General features: G+C 61.8%; 23 protein-coding genes. 7 read left to right on the forward strand and 16 right to left on the reverse strand.

What is annotated here, in order from left to right; genetic code table 11:
- The first annotated feature begins 23 nt into the window (after positions 1 to 23).
- The 7 genes from ACW8PS_RS08180 (at position 24) to ACW8PS_RS08210 (ending at position 7,369) form a co-directional block, all read left to right on the forward strand.
- Complete coding sequence (locus ACW8PS_RS08180; protein WP_491526864.1) at positions 24 to 1,565, forward strand: ABC transporter ATP-binding protein; 1,542 nt, start codon at positions 24 to 26, stop codon at positions 1,563 to 1,565.
- Positions 1,552 to 2,637, forward strand: a complete 1,086-nt coding sequence (locus ACW8PS_RS08185) for an ABC transporter permease (protein ID WP_491526865.1) — start codon at positions 1,552 to 1,554, stop codon at positions 2,635 to 2,637. Before ACW8PS_RS08180 ends, ACW8PS_RS08185 begins: the two co-directional genes overlap by 14 nt.
- Complete coding sequence (locus tag ACW8PS_RS08190; protein WP_491526866.1) at positions 2,637 to 3,560, forward strand: ABC transporter permease; 924 nt, start codon at positions 2,637 to 2,639, stop codon at positions 3,558 to 3,560. The genes ACW8PS_RS08185 and ACW8PS_RS08190 overlap by 1 nt, the downstream gene beginning before the upstream one ends.
- An 8-nt stretch (positions 3,561 to 3,568) precedes the next feature.
- Positions 3,569 to 4,339: an ion transporter gene (locus ACW8PS_RS08195; protein ID WP_491526867.1), complete on the forward strand. Its 771-nt coding sequence runs from the start codon at positions 3,569 to 3,571 to the stop codon at positions 4,337 to 4,339.
- Positions 4,336 to 5,415 (forward strand): BMP family ABC transporter substrate-binding protein, encoded by a 1,080-nt coding sequence (locus ACW8PS_RS08200; RefSeq protein ID WP_491526868.1) that lies wholly within the window; start codon positions 4,336 to 4,338, stop codon positions 5,413 to 5,415. Before ACW8PS_RS08195 ends, ACW8PS_RS08200 begins: the two co-directional genes overlap by 4 nt.
- Positions 5,416 to 5,651: 236 nt before the next feature.
- The gene (locus ACW8PS_RS08205) at positions 5,652 to 6,731 is read left to right on the forward strand and encodes an NAD(P)/FAD-dependent oxidoreductase (RefSeq protein WP_491526869.1); all 1,080 of its coding nucleotides are present in this window, start codon (positions 5,652 to 5,654) and stop codon (positions 6,729 to 6,731) included.
- The gene (locus tag ACW8PS_RS08210) at positions 6,728 to 7,369 is read left to right on the forward strand and encodes a DUF938 domain-containing protein (protein ID WP_491526870.1); all 642 of its coding nucleotides are present in this window, start codon (positions 6,728 to 6,730) and stop codon (positions 7,367 to 7,369) included. The genes ACW8PS_RS08205 and ACW8PS_RS08210 overlap by 4 nt, the downstream gene beginning before the upstream one ends.
- Positions 7,370 to 7,468: 99 nt before the next feature.
- On the opposite strand, the gene hypB is transcribed toward ACW8PS_RS08210, so the two are convergent.
- The 16 genes from hypB to ACW8PS_RS08290 all read right to left on the reverse strand — a co-directional run bounded on the left by hypB (position 7,469) and on the right by ACW8PS_RS08290 (position 19,538).
- Positions 7,469 to 8,248 carry a hydrogenase nickel incorporation protein HypB gene (hypB, locus tag ACW8PS_RS08215; protein ID WP_491526871.1) on the reverse strand — a complete coding sequence of 260 codons (780 nt, stop codon included), beginning with the start codon at positions 8,246 to 8,248 and terminating at the stop codon, positions 7,469 to 7,471.
- Between the two features lie 44 nt (positions 8,249 to 8,292).
- Positions 8,293 to 8,535 carry a hydrogenase/urease maturation nickel metallochaperone HypA gene (locus tag ACW8PS_RS08220; RefSeq protein ID WP_491526872.1) on the reverse strand — a complete coding sequence of 81 codons (243 nt, stop codon included), beginning with the start codon at positions 8,533 to 8,535 and terminating at the stop codon, positions 8,293 to 8,295.
- The gene (locus ACW8PS_RS08225) at positions 8,535 to 9,278 is read right to left on the reverse strand and encodes a hypothetical protein (protein ID WP_491526873.1); all 744 of its coding nucleotides are present in this window, start codon (positions 9,276 to 9,278) and stop codon (positions 8,535 to 8,537) included. Before ACW8PS_RS08225 ends, ACW8PS_RS08220 begins: the two co-directional genes overlap by 1 nt.
- A gap of 8 nt (positions 9,279 to 9,286) precedes the next feature.
- A complete protein-coding gene (hypE, locus tag ACW8PS_RS08230) occupies positions 9,287 to 10,360 on the reverse strand; it encodes a hydrogenase expression/formation protein HypE (RefSeq protein ID WP_491526874.1) in 1,074 nt (357 codons plus the stop codon).
- Positions 10,357 to 11,508 (reverse strand): hydrogenase formation protein HypD, encoded by a 1,152-nt coding sequence (gene hypD / locus ACW8PS_RS08235; RefSeq protein ID WP_491526875.1) that lies wholly within the window; start codon positions 11,506 to 11,508, stop codon positions 10,357 to 10,359. Before hypD ends, hypE begins: the two co-directional genes overlap by 4 nt.
- A complete protein-coding gene (locus ACW8PS_RS08240; protein ID WP_491526876.1) occupies positions 11,505 to 12,215 on the reverse strand; it encodes a D-sedoheptulose-7-phosphate isomerase in 711 nt (236 codons plus the stop codon). The genes hypD and ACW8PS_RS08240 overlap by 4 nt, the downstream gene beginning before the upstream one ends.
- Before the next feature lie 9 nt (positions 12,216 to 12,224).
- The gene (locus ACW8PS_RS08245; protein WP_491526877.1) at positions 12,225 to 12,509 is read right to left on the reverse strand and encodes a HypC/HybG/HupF family hydrogenase formation chaperone; all 285 of its coding nucleotides are present in this window, start codon (positions 12,507 to 12,509) and stop codon (positions 12,225 to 12,227) included.
- Positions 12,500 to 14,845, reverse strand: coding sequence for a carbamoyltransferase HypF (hypF, locus tag ACW8PS_RS08250; RefSeq protein ID WP_491526878.1), 2,346 nt, complete (start codon positions 14,843 to 14,845; stop codon positions 12,500 to 12,502). Before hypF ends, ACW8PS_RS08245 begins: the two co-directional genes overlap by 10 nt.
- The gene (locus tag ACW8PS_RS08255) at positions 14,842 to 16,020 is read right to left on the reverse strand and encodes an NHL repeat-containing protein (protein ID WP_491526880.1); all 1,179 of its coding nucleotides are present in this window, start codon (positions 16,018 to 16,020) and stop codon (positions 14,842 to 14,844) included. The genes hypF and ACW8PS_RS08255 overlap by 4 nt, the downstream gene beginning before the upstream one ends.
- Positions 16,017 to 16,886, reverse strand: coding sequence for a NifU family protein (locus tag ACW8PS_RS08260; protein WP_491526881.1), 870 nt, complete (start codon positions 16,884 to 16,886; stop codon positions 16,017 to 16,019). Before ACW8PS_RS08260 ends, ACW8PS_RS08255 begins: the two co-directional genes overlap by 4 nt.
- Before the next feature lie 3 nt (positions 16,887 to 16,889).
- A complete protein-coding gene (locus ACW8PS_RS08265; RefSeq protein ID WP_491526882.1) occupies positions 16,890 to 17,111 on the reverse strand; it encodes a hypothetical protein in 222 nt (73 codons plus the stop codon).
- Between the two features lie 9 nt (positions 17,112 to 17,120).
- Positions 17,121 to 17,306, reverse strand: coding sequence for a hypothetical protein (locus ACW8PS_RS08270; protein ID WP_491526883.1), 186 nt, complete (start codon positions 17,304 to 17,306; stop codon positions 17,121 to 17,123).
- A 38-nt stretch (positions 17,307 to 17,344) separates the two neighbouring features.
- Positions 17,345 to 18,346 (reverse strand): hypothetical protein, encoded by a 1,002-nt coding sequence (locus ACW8PS_RS08275; RefSeq protein WP_491526884.1) that lies wholly within the window; start codon positions 18,344 to 18,346, stop codon positions 17,345 to 17,347.
- Positions 18,347 to 18,442: 96 nt separating this feature from the next.
- Positions 18,443 to 18,754 (reverse strand): hypothetical protein, encoded by a 312-nt coding sequence (locus tag ACW8PS_RS08280; RefSeq protein WP_491526886.1) that lies wholly within the window; start codon positions 18,752 to 18,754, stop codon positions 18,443 to 18,445.
- Positions 18,751 to 19,227, reverse strand: coding sequence for a hydrogenase maturation protease (locus ACW8PS_RS08285; RefSeq protein WP_491526887.1), 477 nt, complete (start codon positions 19,225 to 19,227; stop codon positions 18,751 to 18,753). Before ACW8PS_RS08285 ends, ACW8PS_RS08280 begins: the two co-directional genes overlap by 4 nt.
- Positions 19,224 to 19,538, reverse strand: coding sequence for a hypothetical protein (locus tag ACW8PS_RS08290; protein WP_491526888.1), 315 nt, complete (start codon positions 19,536 to 19,538; stop codon positions 19,224 to 19,226). Before ACW8PS_RS08290 ends, ACW8PS_RS08285 begins: the two co-directional genes overlap by 4 nt.
- Positions 19,539 to 19,558: the final 20 nt, after the last annotated feature.

A 19,558-nucleotide genomic window follows, 5' to 3' on the forward strand; every position in this document is an offset into this window, starting at 1 on the left:
ATGACCACAGGGCGGAGGGGGTCATGACCGAAGCCCCATTGCTGAAAATCAACGGGCTGACCAAGGCCTATCCGGGCGTTGTCGCCAATGATGATGTCTCGTTCCAGATCATGCCGGGCGAGGTCCATTCCCTGCTGGGTGAAAACGGCGCGGGCAAATCCACCCTGGTCAAGATGATCTACGGCCTGGTGCGCCCCGACAGCGGTTCGATGACCTTCAGGGGCGAAGCCTATGCGCCATCCGAGCCCCGCGCCGCGCGGGCCGCCGGTGTCGCCATGGTGTTCCAGCATTTCAGCCTGTTCGAGGCGCTGAATGTCGCCGAAAACGTGGCGCTCGGCATGGAAAACCCGCCCAAGCAGCACGCCCTTGCGGCCCGTATCCGCGATGTCAGCGAGGCCTATGGCCTGCCGCTGGATCCCGATCGGCTGGTCGGTGATCTCAGCGCCGGCGAACGCCAGCGGGTCGAGATCATCCGCTGCCTGCTGCAGGATCCCAAATTGCTGATCATGGATGAACCGACATCGGTGCTGACCCCGCAGGAGGTCGAGATCCTGTTTCACACCCTGCGCAAGCTCAGCACTGAGGGCACCGCGATCCTTTATATCAGCCACAAGCTGGAAGAGATCCGCTCGCTGTGTGATGAGGCCACCATTTTGCGCCTGGGCAAGGTGGTGGGCGAATGCACCCCGCGCGACACATCGGCGGCTGAAATGGCCGAACTGATGGTGGGCAAATCGCTGGCCACACCGGCGCGCACCAATGTTGACCTGGGCGAGGTCATCTTCAAGGTCTCGGGCCTGTCGGTCCAACCTGCCACGCCGTTTGGCACGCCCTTGCGCCATATCGGGATCGAGCTGCACGCAGGCGAGGTTCTGGGCATTGGCGGGGTTGCCGGAAACGGCCAGGACGAATTGCTGGCGGCGCTGTCGGGCGAGGCCAGGACCGCGCCGGGATCGGTCACGCTGAACCATGAAAATGTCGGCCATCTGGGCCCCAATGAGCGCCGCGCGCTTGGCATTCTATGTGCCCCCGAAGAACGCCTGGGCCACGCCGCCGCCCCCGATATGAGCCTGACGGAAAACGCATTGCTGACGGCGCGCGGGCGCAAGAAGCTGGACAGGAACGGCTTCATCGACTGGGCCGCGACACGCGCCTTTGCACAAGATGTCATCAAGACCTTCGATGTGCGCACGCCGGGGCCGGAAAACGCCGCCCGGTCGCTGTCGGGTGGCAATTTGCAGAAATTCGTGGTCGGGCGCGAGGTCATGCAAAACCCGTCCGTCCTGGTCGTGAACCAGCCCACCTGGGGTGTCGATGCCTCGGCCGCGGCTGACATAAGGCAATCCATTCTGGACCTCGCCCAACAAGGTGCCGGCATAATCGTGATCAGTCAGGACCTGGATGAACTGCTTGAAATATCAGATAATTTTGCTGCCCTGAACGAGGGGCGACTGTCCAATGTGCGCGTCACATCCGGCCTGACGATGGAAACCATCGGCCTGATGCTTGGTGGTGCCCATGACATGCATGACCTGAATGAGGAGGTTCTCCATGCTGGTGCTTGAAAAACGCCCACAACCGTCGCGCACCTGGGTGGCCGCCACCCCGGTGCTGGCCGTGGTGCTGACGATGATCGCCGGCGGGCTGATGTTTGCCGCCCTTGGCAAGAACCCGTTCGAGGCCATTCGCATCATTTTCTGGGATCCGCTTTTCAATGCCCAGTTTGCCTCTTATTCGCGGCCGCAACTCCTGGTGAAGGCGGCACCGCTTATCCTGATCGCCATCGGCCTCAGCCTCGGGTTTCGGGCCGGTATCTGGAATATCGGCGCTGAAGGCCAGTATATCATGGGCGCGGTTGCCGGGGCCTCGTTTGGCCTGGCTTTCTACCCCACTGACAGCGTGCTGATCTATCCCGGCATGGTCATTGCGGGCGGGCTTGGCGGGTGGGCCTGGGCGATGATCCCGGCGATCCTGAAAACCCGGTTCCACACCAATGAGATTCTGGTCTCGTTGCTGCTGGTCTATGTGGCCGAAAAATTCCTGGCCTCTGCGGCTCTTGGGTTTTTGCGCAACCCCGAAGGCCGCGGCTTTCCCGGGTCGCGCAACCTGAGCCAGATCGAGTCGATGAACAACCCCGAACTGATCGCAGGCAGCGGCATGCATTGGGGCGTGGTGACCGCCTTCATCGTGGTCATCGCGGCCTATGTGATGCTGAACAAGCATTTGTTGGGCTATCAGATCAAGCTGGCCGGTCAGGCCCCCCGCGCGGCCCGGTTTGCCGGCGTGAACCCGACCCGGCTTATCGTGCTCTGCCTCGGCATCTCGGGCGCTTTGGCAGGTCTTGCCGGCGTTTTCGAGGTCACCGGCCCGGCCGGTCAGATCAGCATCGACTTCAATGTCGGCTACGGCTTTACCGCGATCATCGTGGCCTTTCTGGGCCGATTGCATCCGGTCGGTATCCTGCTGGCCGGTCTGCTGATGGCCCTGACCTATATCGGCGGCGAACTGGCACAGCTGATGCTGACCATCCCGGCCTCGGCCATTCAGGCCTTTCAGGGGATGCTGCTGTTCTTCCTTCTGGCATTGGACGTGCTGTCCAATTTCCGGATTAAATTCAAACGTGCGGGGATTGCATAATGGGCATTGATCCAGTCACCCTGATTGCCGCGCTTATCGTGGCCTCAACGCCCATCCTGCTGGCCGCCATCGGCGAGCTGGTGGTGGAAAAGGCGGGCGTTCTGAACCTCGGCGTCGAAGGCATGATGATCATTGGCGCGATCTGCGGCTTTGCCATCGCCGTCAACACCGGCTCGGCCACTCTGGGCTTCATCGCGGCGGCGGTTGGCGGCGCGGCGCTGTCGCTCATCTTCGCCTTCATCACGCAATATCTGCTGGCCAATCAGGTCGCCACCGGCCTGGCGCTGACGCTGTTTGGCCTCGGCCTGTCGGCGCTGCTCGGCGAAAGCTATTCCGGCATCAGCCCGCCGCCGACACCCAGCCTCGACATCCCCGGCCTTAGCGACATGCCGGTGCTCGGGCCGATCCTCTTTGCCCATGATGCCATCGTCTATCTGTCGATTGCGCTTGTGGCGGGGGTTTGGGCGATGCTGAAATACACCCGCATGGGTCTGATCATCCGCGCCGTGGGCGAAAACCACGATGCCGCCCACGCGCTTGGCTACAAGGTGATCCGCATTCGCGTGCTGGCGATCATGTTCGGCGGGGCCTGCGCCGGGCTCGGCGGGGCCTATCTCAGCCTGGTGCGCGTGCCGCAATGGACCGAGGGCATGACCGCAGGTGCCGGCTGGATCGCGCTGGCCATCGTGGTCTTTGCCAGTTGGAAACCGTGGCGTGCGCTGCTCGGGGCCTATCTCTTTGGCGGCATCACCGCGCTGCAACTGCGGCTTCAGGCAGCAGGTATCGATATCCCGGTGGAGATTCTCGCCATGAGCCCGTATCTCATTACCATTCTGGTTCTGGTGATCATGTCATCAGATAGAAACCGGGCCGCGCTGAATGCGCCTGCCGCAATGGGCAAGGTGTTTCATGCCACAGGCTAGGAGAGGTCATGACCCGCAGCGATGTCCTGCACATGCTCGACGGCACCGACCCGCGCCATGGCCGCCATGTGGCGCTGGCGCTCAACGGGCTGATCTTGTTGTCGGCGGTGGCCATTGCCATCGAAACCATGCCCGGCATGTCCCCCGGCCTGCACCGCGCGATGCAACTGCTCGAAGGGGCGATCCTGCTGGCGTTTCTGGTCGAATACGTGACCCGGATCATCTGCGCGCCGCACCCCTGGCGCTATGTCTTCAGCTTCTGGGGGCTGGTCGATCTTCTGGCCGTCCTGCCCGCATTGGTGTTGCTGCAACCGCAATGGGCCACGATCCGCGTGCTGCGTCTTATCCGGCTGGTGCGGCTGCTGAAGCTGGTGCGCAGTTCGCGCGCGCTGGATCGGATGACGCGCGCCATGCGGGCGGTGCGCGGCGAGTTGACGGTTCTGGGTGTGATGGCCGCAATGGTGCTCTATATCGCTGCCGTGGGCATCTATATCTTCGAAAACCCGGTGCAGCCGCAGGTCTTCTCCTCGATCCCCAAATCGCTGTGGTGGGCGGTGGCGTCCTTGACCACCGTGGGCTACGGCGACATGGTTCCGCTGACGGTCGGGGGGCGCATATTCACGACACTGGTGCTCTTTGTGGGCCTCGGCATCGTGGCCGGCCCGGCGGCGATCATCACAACGGCACTGCTCGAATCCGAACTGGAGGAGGCCGGCCTGGAATTTCCCGACACGACCAAACATGACGACGACAACAACAACACGGAGGATGTCACATGAGAAAGACAACAACATTGCTGACCGGCGCGGTGCTTGCGCTTGGCCTTGCAGGCGGGGCCTGGGCGGACGAAGATCCGCTACAGGTGGGCTTCATCTATGTCGGCTCGATCGGCGATCTGGGCTGGACCTATGAACACAACCAGGGCCGCCTCGCGGTCGAGGAATATTTCGGCGACGCGGTGGAAACCACCTATGTCGAAAACGTGCCCGAAGGGGCCGATGCCGAACGGGTGATGACACAGATGGCGCTGTCAGGTGCCGATCTCATCTTCACCACCTCTTTCGGCTATATGGAGCCCACCAACAACGTGGCGGCCCGGTTCCCGAACGTGATGTTCGAACACGCCACCGGCTATCTGCGCAACACGCCCAACGTCTCGACCTATTCGGCCCGGTTTTATGAAGGCCGTGCCGTGATCGGACAGATTGCCGGGGAAATGACGGAATCCAACATCATCGGCTATATCGCCTCCTACCCGATCCCCGAGGTCATCCGCGGCATCAACTCGGCCTTCCTGCACGCCCGCGCCGTGAACCCCGATGTCGAATTTCGCATAGTCTGGGCCTTTACCTGGTTCGACCCGGCAGTTGAGGCCGAGGCGGCTCAGGCGCTGATTGACCAGGGTGCCGATATCATCATGCAGCACACCGATTCCACCGCGCCGATGACCGTGATGGCCGAGGCCGGAATCATCGGCTTTGGCCAGGCATCCGATATGGGGCAATTTGCCCCCCGCCCGCGCGTCACGTCCATCATCGACGACTGGGCCCCCTACTACATCGCCCGCGTCCAGGCGGTGATGGATGGCACCTGGGAAAGCACCGATACCTGGGACGGCATCGGTGCCGGCATGGTCGCCATAGGCGAGATGTCCGACGTGATTCCGGAAGATGTCCGCGCCCGTGCGCAGGCCCTGGCCGACAGCATCGCCGATGGCAGCTATCAGCCCTTCACCGGGCCGATCAACCGGCAGGACGGTTCGGTCTGGCTGGCCGAAGGCGAAACGGCCGATGACGGCACGCTGGCAGGCATGGATTTCTATGTCGAAGGCATCATCGGCGACGTGCCGAACTGATCCTCGCTGAATGCAACCCTGAAAGGCCCGCCCATCCCGGCGGGCCTTTTTCTCATTGCGCCAAACCATCCGTTTCATCTTGGTGCGAAATACCTCCGCCCATTGCCCGGTAGGCGGTGCGGGCACCGCCGTAAGGGGAGGCATCCGACATCACGGCCAGCATATACCGTTGCCGCAATTCGCCATCCGCTTCCCCCACCTTGCCCCGCGGCCATATCCATGCCACCAAACCCTCCATGACGCATGATTTCCTCATCATCGGCGCCGGCATTGCCGGTGTCTCGACCGCGGCCCGGCTGTCGCATCTCGGCACCGTCTGCCTGCTGGAGAGCGAACCGGCGCTGGCCTATCATGCCTCGGGCCGGTCGGCGGCGCTGTTTGAACCCAATTACGGCAATGCCCCCACAGTGGCGCTGAGCCGCGCCTCGGCAGATCACCTGCACAGCGCCCCGGGCGTGCTCGGCCCGCGCGGCCTGATGTTCCTTGCCGGACGGGGCGAAGAGGCGCTGCTCGACGCCGATATCACCGCGATGGCGCTGGCACCAATCAGCGTCGCAGAGGCCCGCGCCATGGTGCCGATCATCGACCCCTCCCATGTCACCGCCGCCGCCTATCACGCCGGTGCCTGGGATATCGACACCGACCTCATGGTGCAGAATTTCGCCCGCGAGGCACGCCGCAACGGCGCGACACTCACCACCAATGCCCGCGTTACCGCCATCACAGGCCAAAGCGGCCATTGGACCGTCACCACCGCCACGCAAACCCACAGCGCCCGCAGCCTCGTCAATGCCGCCGGGGCCTGGGCCGACCAGATCGCCGAAATGGCGGGCATCGCCGCCATCGGCCTGACGCCGCTGCGCCGGTCGATGGCGCGCATCCCCGCCCCCGGCGGGCAGGATGTCAGCGCCTGGCCAATGCTGATCGGTGCCGGCGAGACATGGTATGCCAAGCCCGATGCCGGCAAATGGTTGATCTCGCCGGCAGAAGAAGACCCGGTCGATACCCCCCATGATGCCTGGGCCGATGACATGGTGCTGGCCGAAGGCATCGCGCGCTATCAGCCCTTTGTGACCGAGGAAGTGACCCGGCTGGAAACCTCCTGGGCCGGTTTGCGCACATTCGCGCCGGATCGCACATTGGTGCTTGGGCCAGCCCCCGGCACCCCTGATTTCATCTGGGTCGCGGGTCAGGGCGGCTATGGGTTTCAGACCGCGCCCGCCGCCAGCCAGTTGATCGCCGATCTGGTTGCCGGACGCAGCCCCGCGCTTGACCCCGGCTTCGTCGCGGCCCTCAGCCCTGCCCGCTTCGCATGACCCAGCCTTTTGTGCTGCCGGTCTTGCCCGACCCCGCGCCCGATGCGCGTCTTTGCGCGCCCGCCACCCGGCGCAACCTTGACCCGATCCGCAGCCTATTGATGGCCCATGCGCCCGGCACGGGCCGCGCGCTGGAACTTGCCGCGGGCACCGGAGAACATGCGCTGGCGTTTTCGCATGCCTTGCCGGGGATGGCCTGGCAGCCTACCGATATCGACCCGGCCCGGCTTGCCTCGATCGCCGCCTGGGCCGCGCTTTTCGGGCCGAAAACCCTGGCCGCGCCGATCCCGCTCGATGCCGCCAGCCCCGGCTGGTCAGCCATTCACGGACCGGTCGAGATGATCTTGCTGGTCAACCTGCTGCACCTGATCTCGGACGCCGATGCCGCAACCGTCCTGAACGAGATCACCCTGGCGCTGGCCCCCGGCGGCACCGCGTTTCTCTATGGTCCGTTCCTGCGCGCGGGCCATGCCACCAGCGATGGCGACGCCCGCTTTGACGCCAGCCTGCGCGCCCAGGATCCCGCCACCGGCTACAAGGATCTGGACTGGGTGCAAAACCACCTGCGCCCGCTGGCCGTCAGCGTGGAGAAAATGCCCGCCAACAACCTCATGCTGATCGCCCGCGCGCCCACCTAGAGCACTTCTCAGAAAACCTGCCACGCTTAACGCTGCCTGAAATCAAGGATTTCAACGCGTCAAGCGATGCACCCTGTCTCAGCTATTCCGAGAAGTGCTTTAAGACGCCGCCGCAATATCCTGCAACTTCCGGCACCACGCATCCATGCCATCGCCGGTCTTGGCGGACAGGCATAATATTTCGGCATCCGGATTGACCTGCGCAATATTTGCCCGGCAGGTCTGCTCATCAAAATCCACATGCGGTGCCAGATCCATCTTGTTGATGATCACCAGTTCAACCGCGCGGAACATATGCGGATATTTTATCGGCTTGTCTTCGCCTTCAGTGGTCGAGATCACCGCGATTTTCATCCGCTCGCCAAGGTCGAACATCGCCGGGCAGACCAGGTTTCCGACATTCTCGATCATCACGATCGAGCCTTTCTCCGGGTCCAGCGCCTTTGCCGCCTCGGCCACCATATCGGCCTCAAGATGACAACCTGCGCCGGTATTGATCTGAATGGCACGCGCACCGGCCGCCTTGATCCGCTCGGCATCGTTGGAGGTCATCTGATCGCCTTCGATCACAGAAATGCTGATCCGGCCCGCCAGCATTCGAATTGTCGCTTCCAACAGGGTTGTCTTGCCCGACCCCGGCGAGGACACCAGGTTGAGCGCCACCACCCCACGGCCCTCAAACCAGCCCCGGTTCCGGGCGGCGAATTTATCGTTCTTGCTCAGAACCGCGACCTCAAGCGGGATGATCTCACCGCCGGGACCATGCACATGGGGCTCATCATGGCCGTGATGATGATCATCGTGATCATGGTCATGGCCATGGTCATGGGTGTGGCCACCGTTCAGAACCACTTTGTGACCTGTGCCGGTGTCGGTCATTGATACTTCATTCGCCGGATCGGCACAGCCGCATGTTCCGCACATTACGCATCCTCCATAAATTCCAGTTCGCGCACCACAAAGGTGTCGCCCTCTGCATCCAGAAACCCAAGGCTGACCCCGTCGATCTCCGAGTTTTCGGTGACCAGCCCCCAGCAAAACTCCAACGCCTGTTTTTCAATACAGGCCAGCGGGCCGATGGCGACTCGCACTTCTTTCACGGCGCGCCCCCTGGCGTGTTCCTTGGTGATGGCGGCAATGTTGCGGGCCAGCCCCAGCTCGTGCATCAGAACACTTCCCAGGCCAGCGCGCCGGTTTCGGCCATGATGGTGATGCCAAATGTGATGGCAATGGCCGCAATCACCAGCTTGGCCCCGTTATGCAGCCATGTGATGTTTTTCGGTGCCATCGAGATTGGCAGGCTGATCACCGCCGATATCCCGGCCATGCCGAAGATCGAGCCGACCCCCACCAGCGCCACATAGCCCAGCGCCACCAAAGGGCTGCCCGCACTTGCCGCCGCCAGCACGATGATCGCCGCGGACCCCGCTGCGCCATGCACCAGACCGATGGCCAGCGCCTTGAACGGAAACCCCGACGGGTGGGCGTGATCATCGGCGCTGTGGCGGTGGCCGCCCGCCGCCCCGGCATGGCTGTGCAGGTGAAAATGCGGGGCGGTATCGCCATGGCGGTGCAGATGCACATGCAGGCGGCTCTTTCGCATACGGCGCAGAACATCAGCCCCCAGGATCACCAGCATGATGCCGACGGCAAATTCCAGCGCGGCGGCCCCGGCCTCGGTCAGCACGAAACTGAACACCACCACCGCACCTGACAGCAGCAGCAGCGTGGTGGTATGGCCCAGGCCCCAGGCGGCCCCGCGCAGGATCAGTTGTTTCTTGTTCTTGGTGATCAATGTGCTGATCGCGGCCAGATGATCGGTTTCAAAGGCATGGATCATGCCGATGACCAATCCCAGCAGCAAAAACCCCGTGGTTGAATTGATGTCGAGCGTGTTGAGAAATTCCATCTTTCCCCCTAACAGATGCGCGGCAATTGCTCGCCGACCAGCATGTCGATGATCCGGCCACCGCCAAAGACGGTTTTCATCACCACCGTGCCGGGGTTTTCCGATGTCGCCCTGCCGATGGCCACGGCGTTTTTCCCGACCTCAAGCCCGCGCATGGCGGCCAGCGCCGCCGCGGCCTGATCTGGCGGCACGAACAGCACCAGCGTGCCCTCATTGGCCAGATAAAGCGGGTCCAGCCCAAGGATCTCGCACACGCCCTTGACCTCGGTGCGCAGCGGCAGATCGGTCTCATCAACCTCGATGCCGACGCCCGCCGCCTCGGCGATCTCGTTCAGGGCCGAGGCCAGACCGCCACGGGTTGCATCGCGCGCGCAGCGCAGATCGGGGGCGGCGGCAATCACCGCCTCCATCAAGGTGTTCAGCGAGGCGCAATCAGATAGGATTTCCGTGCTCAGCGCCATGTCGCCACGCGCCGTCAGGATGGCCGCGCCATGGTCCCCCAGCACGCCGTTGACAATCGCCACATCGCCCACCTGAACCCGACCGGCATTCAGATTGCGACCCGGCGGGATCACCCCGACACCCGAAGTGGTGATGAATATCTTGTCCGCCGATCCGCGCTCCACCACCTTGGTGTCGCCGGTGACGATATGCACCCCGGCCTCGTCCGCCGCCGCGCGCATGGACAATGCCATTTTGCGCAGCAGCTCCACTTCGGTGCCTTCCTCGATGATCACGGCGGCCGACAGCCATAGCGGTTTTGCCCCGCCGACAGCCAGGTCGTTCACCGTGCCGCAGACCGATATCTTGCCGATGTCGCCACCGGGAAATTCGATCGGCGACACCACGAAACTGTCGGTGGTAAAGGCCAGTTGCGCGCCCGGTTCCAGCAGCAGCTCCGACGTCAGGCGCGCCTGATCTTCCATGTCGCCGATCTCGGGGTTGTCAAAGGCGGAAATGAACACATCATCAATCAGATCGCGCATCGCCTTGCCGCCGCCACCATGGGCCATAGTGACCTTTTTCACCTGTAGCTTACCGCCCCGGCGACGCGCAGCCTTAATATCGGTGTGATCCTTCATGATGCGGCAATCTTGGCTTCGGCGCGCAAGGCCTTGGACCGCACTCCGGCATATTGATAATAGGCCGAACAGGACCCTTCCGAGGAGACCATCAGCGCCCCCACCGGGTTTTCAGGGTTGCACACATCGCCAAACAGCTTGCATTCCCAGGGCTTGATCACACCTTTCAGCACCTCGCCGCATTGACAGGATTTCGGATCGGCGATCTTCAGGTTCCGGGTTTTATATTTGATCTCAGCGTCGAAACTCGCATATTCCGGCCGCATCCGCACGCCCGAATGATCCAGCGAACCCAGCCCGCGCCATTCAAAAAATTCACGCAGCTCGAACACTTTCGCCAGCGCGCCAAGGGCGTTGTCATTGCCGCCATCGGGCACCACGCGGGAATACTGGTTCTCGATCTCGGCACGGCCCTCCAGGATCTGTTCCAGCAACATGACGATGGTTTGCAGAATATCCAGCGGCTCGAACCCGGCCACCACCAGCGGGCGATTATAGCGCTCGGCGATGAATTCATAAGGTGCCTGACCGATCACCATCGACACATGACCGGGGCCGATAAACCCGTCGATCCGCATGTCGGGGCTGTCGAGGATCGCCTTGATGGTGGGGATGATGGTGATGTGATTGCAAAACAGCGAGAAATTTTCGATGCCCTCGGCCTCGGCCTCCAGAATGGTGAAGGCCGATGACGGCATGGTGGTTTCAAAACCAAGGCCGAAAAACACCACGTCCTTGTCGGGGTTGCGCCGGGCCAGTTCCAGCGCGTCCAGCGGCGAATAGACCATGCGCACATCGGCCCCTTCGGATTTTGCCGCCAGCAAGCTTTTCCTTGACCCCGGCACCCGCATCGCATCGCCATAGGTGGTGAAAATCACATTCGGGGTTTCGGCGATCTGGACGCAATCATCGACAATGCCCATCGGCAATACGCAGACCGGGCAACCGGGCCCGTGGATCAGGTCGATACAGTCGGGCAGCAGATTTTCCAGCCCATAGCGGAAAATCGAATGGGTGTGGCCACCGCAGACTTCCATGAAATTCAATGGTTTCTTCTTGGTCGCCCCGGTTTTTGCCGCCAGCTCTTCAATGCGTGCGAACAAGGCCTTGGCCAATACCGGGTCGCGAAATTCATCTGCATATTTCATTGGCGGTCTCCGTTTCTGGCAATTGTTTCATCTACTTCCGGCACCCAGCGGCCATCGGCCAGCAATGTGTGAACAAGATCCCACAAGATGTGGTAAATCAGCAGATGGGTTTCCTGAATGCGATGGATCGAGTCCGAGCCGATGGTCAGGCACACGTCGAGATCGGGCGATTTCGCCATGGCACCGCCGTCTTTTCCGGCAAATCCGATGGTGTAAAGCCCCATCGATTTCGCCTTCTCAAACGCCGCCAGCAGGTTGCCCGAGGTGCCGCTGGTGGAAAACCCGACCAGGCAATCGCCCTTGCGCCCATTGGCGATCACCTGGCGCAGGAACACATGCTCGAACCCCACATCATTGCCCACCGCCGTCAGCATCGCGGTATCGGCGGTCAGGTTGACTGCTGGCAGGGCGGGGCGACCGGCGGTTACCGGGTGCAGAAACTCCACCGCCAGATGCGAGGCATCGCAGCTGGAGCCACCATTGCCCATCGCCAGCAACCGCCCCCCGGCGCGGTAGCTGGCAGCGATGATTTCCGCCGCCCTTGCCACCTTGTTGTTCTGATCGGCAAAGAATGCGCTGACCGTGGTCAGATGATCCTCGGCCTTGGCCCGGCAAGCCTCGGATATGGCCGCCGTCATGTCGCGCCGTGTGCCACCCTCACTGGTGAAGGGATACAGGCTGTTCAGAATGTCTTTATTGTCAGACATGGGCGTTTCCTAAAGCTGCACGGCGGATTGTTTCATGGCTCTGATTTCTTCCTGCGCCTCGCCCAGCATGATCAGCACTTTCAGCGTTTCGGCGGCCTCTTCCTCATTGATCCGGCTCATCGCAAAGCCGACATGGATCAGCGACCATTCCCCGATCAGGCTGCTGAGCGGCTCATCCTCGCGCAGGATGCAGGCCACGTTGACCTGGCGCCGCACGCCCGATATTTCCACCATCGCCAGCTTGCGGGTTTCATCCGTGATCTCGACGATCTTGCCGGGAATTCCTAAACACATGGGGTTTCCTCCGATTGAGTGACAGCCAGGGCGATGACCGCTTGCCCAAGGGCAATGCCGCCGTCATTGGCTGGAAATTTTGAATGGCTCAGCACCGTCAGACCGGCGCTCTCCAGTCCCTGATGGACCAGTGCAAACAATGTCGCGTTCTGAAAACAGCCCCCCGAAAGGGCGACAGTATCAATTTCGGTGTCCCTGGTGATGCGCCTGGCAATATCAATGATGCAATTGGCCAGCCCGCGGTGAAACCGCGCCGCCATCACGCCGACCGGGGTTTTCAGCACCAGATCGCCCAGCATGGCACGCCACACCGCCAGCGGTTCAACATAGGGCATGCCCTGCCCGCCAGTCAGCGGGATCGAAAACGGATAGGCCAGATCTTCAGGCTCATTCATCGCGTCGGCGTCGATCGCCGCCTCGAACAGCTGCGCCGCCTCGCCCTCATAGCCCTGCTCCGCCCAGGCCATCCCGGCAATCACCGCGGCCGCGTCAAACAAGCGCCCGCAGGATGACGCAAGCGGCGTGTTGGTGCCGGTCTCGATCATCGCGTCCAGGGTGGCGCGCGGAAGGTCGTTCAGCCGGGTGAACAGGTCCAGCTCGGCGAAATTCATCGCAAACTCGCCCCAGCCCATTTCCGCCATCAGATGGGCATAGGCATTGCGCCAGGGCTGTTTGACCGCCGCCGCGCCGCCGGGCAGGGCCACGGGTTTGAAACTGCCCGCCCGCCGATAGCCGCTGTAGTCACAGATCAGAAATTCGCCGCCCCAGATGGTGCCGTCATCGCCATATCCGGTGCCGTCAAGGGCGATCCCCAGAACCGGGGCGGCACCTAAGGGGCGGGCGTTTTCGGCCAGGCAGGACGCGATATGGGCGTGGTGATGCTGCACCTCGATCACCGGGCGCGCGCCGGCCATTTCAAAGCCGCGTCGGGTCGACAGATATTGCGGATGCTGATCGACCGCAAACACGGTCGGCGCATGGTCATACAGCCGCGCATAGAGATCCAGATTATGGGCCACATCCCTATGCGTTGCCGCATCCTCAAGATCGCCCATATGCTGCGACACAACAGCCTGGCCGTCCTTCACCAGACAAAAGGTGTTCTTTTGTTCGGACCCCATGGCAAGCAATTGAATGTCTTTGGAAAACCCATCCGGCAGCGTCAGGCCTTGCGGCGCATAGCCGCGCGCGCGGCGTAAAACACGTTCGCGCCCCAGATCCACACGCACCACGCTGTCATCAATCCGGTTGGCGATGTCGCGGTCATGCAGGCAGGCAAAATCGGCGATATCCGCCAGCCGGTCACGGGTTTCCTGATTGCCGATACATTGCGGCTGTCCCGACGGATTGCCGCTGGTCATAATCACCGGGCGCGCAATACGGCGCAAAATCATGTGATAGAAAGGCGTGTAAGGCAGCATCACCCCAAGGCGGTCCAGCCCCGGGGCAATTTCATCGGGCAGGCTGCTGGGTTTGCGCTTCAACAGGACGATGGGCGCTTGCGGGCTGCAAAGCAGCTCGGCCTCCTTGTCGGAAAGCTCGCAATATTTGCGCACCACATCCAGATCGCGCGCCATCAGCGCAAAGGCCTTGCCGGCGCGCGATTTGCGGCGGCGCAGCTCGGCAACCGCGCCCGCATTGGTGGCGTCACAGGCCAGATGCACCCCGCCAAGGCCGCGGATCGCCACGATATGGCCGTTCATGATCATGCCGCCGGTGGCATCGACATCGTCCAGCATGGAAAACGCCTCCAGATTGACCGCGCCAGGGCCCAGCTTTTCGATCCAGATATTGGGCCCGCAGCGCCCGCAGGCCACCGGCTGGGCGTTAAAACGGCGATCCTCGGGCGCGCCGTATTCCGCCGCGCAGGGCGCGCACAGATCAAACGGGGCCATGGTGGTCTTGGCGCGGTCATAGGGGGCCGCCGTGACGATGGAAAACCGCGGCCCGCAATTGGTGCAATTGGCAAACGGGTAGCGATAGCGCCGCTCATAGGGGTTTCTGATCTCGGCCAGACACTCGGCGCAGGTCGCCGCATCCGGCGTCACCCCGCCGCGCATTTCGCTGTTCTGCGAGGCGGCGATGCCGAAACCATCCGGTGCCGGCGCATTGATCGGCTCGATATCGAGATCCTCGATCCGGGCCAGCGGCGGCAGGGCTTCGTAAAGCCGTTCGGAAAACACGCCGACGCCCTCCCCCCACAGCTGGATGACAACGCCCTCGCCGGTATTTTTCACATCCCCCGTCAGCCCCATTTCATTGGCCAGCCGCCAGACCGTCGGGCGAAAGCCCACCCCCTGAACCTGGCCGCGAACTGTCAGGCGGGCCCCCATCATGGCGCGGCGTCCCAGATCAGAATGCGGTTATTGCCGCTATCGGCAACGGCAACGGTCGATCCCAGCGACGACAGCCCATAAGGCCAGCACAGAGTATCCCGCGCGGCCACGCCCCAGCGGTTATCGCCCTTGGCGGCAAAATCCGGTTGCCCATTCAGACGATCCGCATGCGCCGCCATCATATTGTCATCAAAACCCAGGATGCGCGAATTCGCGGTATCCCCGACCACAAGGCGCGACCCCAGAACCGCCAGCGAGTAAGGCATATTGACGGCCTGCGAGGTCGGGTAATACCCCGCAAGATTGAAATCACAATCGGTCATGCCAAACTGCCCCAACATGGCATCAACCGGCGCACCGTTTGCATCTGGGATGGTGTTCCAGACCATGACACGGTTATTTCCAGCATCGGCTACCGCCAACCCGCCCCGCCAGCCAATGGCCATATGTGGCCAACCCATCGAAAAATCAGACGGGGCTTTTCCGGCATTTTCATCGCGGCAGTCAAAATCGCGCTGGCCCAGCACCAGATCGGCTGCCTGACCGGTAACCTGGGGATCATCAAAGAACAGAACCCGGCGATTGCCGGTGTCACAGACGACCAACCGATCGCCGATTGCGGATATGCCATAGGGCCAATGCATGGTGTCGGCGCGCGGCGCATCGCGGCCCAGATTGGCCAGCGACCCACCCGCATCTGCCTGCCCCAGAATAATATCGGCGTGGTGGTCCGGCCCGGTCGGTGTTTGCCGCCAGATCAGCACCCGGTGGTTCCAGGGATCGGCCACCGCCAGCCCGCCGCGAAAGGCGCAGATGCCGGTGGGCACATTCATCGTATTCCCGGCAACCGGCCCTTTGGCATTGCGCCCTTCGCGGCCAAATTCCGGCTGCCCCACCAGAATATCGGCGGGCGTGTCATCCTCGGTGGGGACGGTTTCCCAGCCCAGAACCCGGTGATGGCCGGTATCGGATACCCAAAGCGAGCCGTCAGGATGCAGACACACGCCGCGCGGCCCGAACATGCGGTGCGGGGCCGGGGTAATGGAATCGACCAGCGCCCCGCCATCGCTGCCAAGGATGACGCGCGCGCCCGCAGGGTCCAGCAATGGTGCCCCCAGTGTTTCGCTGCCGGGGGCTTTTTGCGGGCTGAAGGAATGTGACAGGGTGACCTTCACGTGACGATCCTGACTTCAATATTGTGGCCCTTGACGCGCACGCCATGGGGTTGCAGTTGCACTTCGGGCGCGGTCAGGCATTCGCCGCTTTCCAGCGCATAACGAAACCCGTGATGCGGGCAGGTGATGATCGTATCGGTGATCTCACCTTGCGACAGCTCCAGCCCCATATGGGCGCAGGCATTCTTGAAGGCGCTGATCCGATCCCCGAAGCGCGACAGGATCACCGAATGCCCGTCGATCTCGACAAACCGGGTCTCGCCATCCTGCAAATCGGCCAGGGTCGCGGCGCGGCGCCATTCATCATCCTTGTAATTGGCAAAGGGCGAGGTGAATTTCACCGTATCGGCCCCGCCACCGCCCAGACCCTTGGCCTGTTTGATCTTGGTCACTTCCGGCACGTGATCCTGAATGGCCTTCTTCACCCCGGCATAGAATGTCAGCTGCGAGGCCGGGCAGCCGTCACAGGCCCCGAGAAACCGGATCTCGGCGCTGTCGCCCTCGACCGAGACAACCTCGGCATTGCCGCCATGGCTGGCCAGCATCGGGCGCACGGTCTCCAGCGCCGCCTCGACCCGCTCGAACAGCGATGCCTTCAAAATGCCGTGGCGGCGCAACACCGCATAAACCACCTCATCTTGCGCCGCGTCGCGCAAGGCGGCCGCAAACTCCGGCAGGATCTTGAGGCTGCGGATCAGGCGGCGAAACGCCTCGGCATTCAGCGCATCGACCGCTTCCACCAGGGCGCGTGACCCGGCCTGCGCCGCCGCGTCCCAGTTTTCGGGCAACGCCTCCAGCGCTTTCAGATCGCCCAACAGGCGGTCCAGGTCTGGCGCGTCAACGCCCGAAGATCCTCCATCAGCCACGGATCACGCGTATTTCAGGTCTTTGAACAGGATCGGCTGCACAAAACCGGCAACCACCCCGGCAGCCAGCGCCGCCGCCCAGACCGGCGCGAACAGCCCGGTAATGACGCCCGCAACAACCCCCGCGCCCGCACCGATCAGCATCTGACGAATAACCTTGGAATTGTCTTTGAACAGCTTTCCCTCAAGGAACAGCTTGGTGGAATTCATGGCCATGCCCAACATGGAATTCTCCTACGTAATGATTTGAATGAGGATGGTCACGACCACCGCGATGCCGCCGGCCAAAAAGCCGTAAAGCGCGCCCATATAGGCCGCCAGTTCCGCGCCAAGCGCCTCTTTGCCGATGCGTATGCCCGACAGCGCCCCAGCACCCAAAGCGCCCAGTATTCCGACAAGCAGTGCCACAGTAAATATCATCAGATCATCCTCATTGTTCAGGTCTCATTGTTCAGGTCTCATTGCATTCCGCTACGCTCCAGAACGCTTGACGGGCCAAGCGCTGCGCGCAGTTCTTCTATTGCTTCACTGACCGCCTCGGCCTTGCCGCCCGCCTTCCGATCGGTAAACACCTGATGTGCCTCGGTCAGCAGGGCGATGGCGTCTTGCAGATTGTTGCGGTTGCCGGCCTGCGGGTTTTCCGGATCGTCGGGAAGGTTCGACAGGCAATTGGCCTTGTTGGCGATGGTGTTTGCATATTCTTCCGGCATGTCGCGCAGGGTGCGCACCTTGAGCGCCTCATCATAGGCCTCCATCGCCCGATAGCCATTGGCGACCCGGTGCGAAGACGAGACATATTGCAGGGCATTGCCAAGGTTGTTCTGCAACATGGCGTATTCGGCCGGGTGATCCACCAGATTGACCACCGTCAGAGCCTCCTCAAAGGCCTGCACAGCCAGGGCTTCGCGCATTTTTCCGGATTCGTCGGTGAATGGGATCGACAGGAATGCGGTGGCCAGATTGCTTTGCAATATGGCAAATTCCTTGGGGTATTGCTTTTTGTCAAAGGTCCTGAGCGACCGCTGATAGGCGCTGATGGCCGGCTGAATCGGCAGTTTGCGCATCCCCGCCAGCGTTTGACAGATCAGACCAAGGTTCATCTCGCCCTCAGCAATCTCGGCGTCCGATCCTTCGGCGGTCAGGGTCGCCAGCGCGGTTTCAATCTCGACCTTGGCCTGTTTCAATTCGGCGGCATCCTCGGATGGCATCGCCATGAGGGCAGTGGCCAGACGGGCGCGAATGCGCGCCACACCCAGCGTTTCGCCAACCGGTGCCAGCTCCATCGCCCGGCGATACAGATCGACCGCCGCCTCGATATCTTCGGGTGCCTCGGGCTTTTGCTGCAGACCCATGGCGATTTCCATCAGCATCTCGGCCTTTTCAGACGGGGTTGCGGCCTCGTTTTCAACCGCCTTCAAAGCGGCCTGAACTTGCTGAAATGCACGGCTGGATACGGCCAAAAAATTCCCCCCTCGAATCAAACTGGCGTTGATTTTCTAAGAGAGACCTTAGCCACTGGCCTGAATTTCTGTCAACTTAATTATTATATTGACTACTTAGTTTGCAGACAACGACAGCGTCGCACATAGCGCGCCTTTTTCCGATTCCCACCGGACCGGCAGTTTTTCCACCGAAAAATCAAGCATTTCCCGGTCCTGAAACACGTCCCGCGCCTGCGCCACGCGGTCGCCAGCCGCATTTCTGAGCTTGAGCAAACAGCCGCCCGACGTAACCTGATGCACCGGCATGATCAAAAGCTCGCCCTCCTGAATCAGGACGATCACCGATTCTATGCCGCGAAAATAGGTATCCGCGACTTTGGCGGGGATATAGATTGCCCCGTCCTTTACCGCGATTTCGCCGTTCACGCGGCCAACCAGTTATTGATGGTGTTTCTGATCCGGCTTTCCGCCAGATCCGCGGCCACCGTGACCGCATTGCTCAGACCAAGGCCAAGCTCCAGCGACGCCGCCTCGATCAGCAATACGCAAACGGATTTGGGGAACTCCTCGCCATAGATGCGCTTGCCGGCATAAAGCGCATTGTCCCAGCGGAAATCATGCAGGTTGAGGCTTTGCCTGGGCGGCGTTTCCAGCACCTCACCGGGGACCTCATAGATCGCGCCGGGGGTCCCTTCGGGGATCCGGGCATCGACAATGATCAGATGGGTCGCACCCCGGGCGCTATACATGATGCCCATGCCATCGGTGCCGCCATCGAACACCCGCACATTGTCCGGCACGCCCTTTTCGCGCAGCAGCCTGACCACATGGGGGCCGACGCCGTCATCGCTTCGGTTGGGGTTGCCACAGCCGATCACTACGATATCCGGGGGTTTCATATGCGCCATAACCGACAGGACCATTTTGGTTCAACCGGCAGCATAAGTTCCGGCAATTCGCAGAATTTTGCGTGTATTTTGAAATACATACAGGTTTCGCAAGGTTGTTCGAGATCATCAACTTCAATGGTATGGTCGGTAAATCCGGCAATCACCAGTTTCTTGACCAGATCATCCCCGGCCTCATTTTGCAGCCGGTTGACGATGGCATTTACATCGTCGCCAGTTTCCGCACGCGGCCAGATTTCGGTTTTCAGATCAGACGCCAACAGATCAGCGATCTGTTTGCGGGTCTTGGCATCATCAGCCATATTCCCCCCCCGAGCAAGTG

This window comes from Alterinioella sp. (assembly GCF_058343375.1).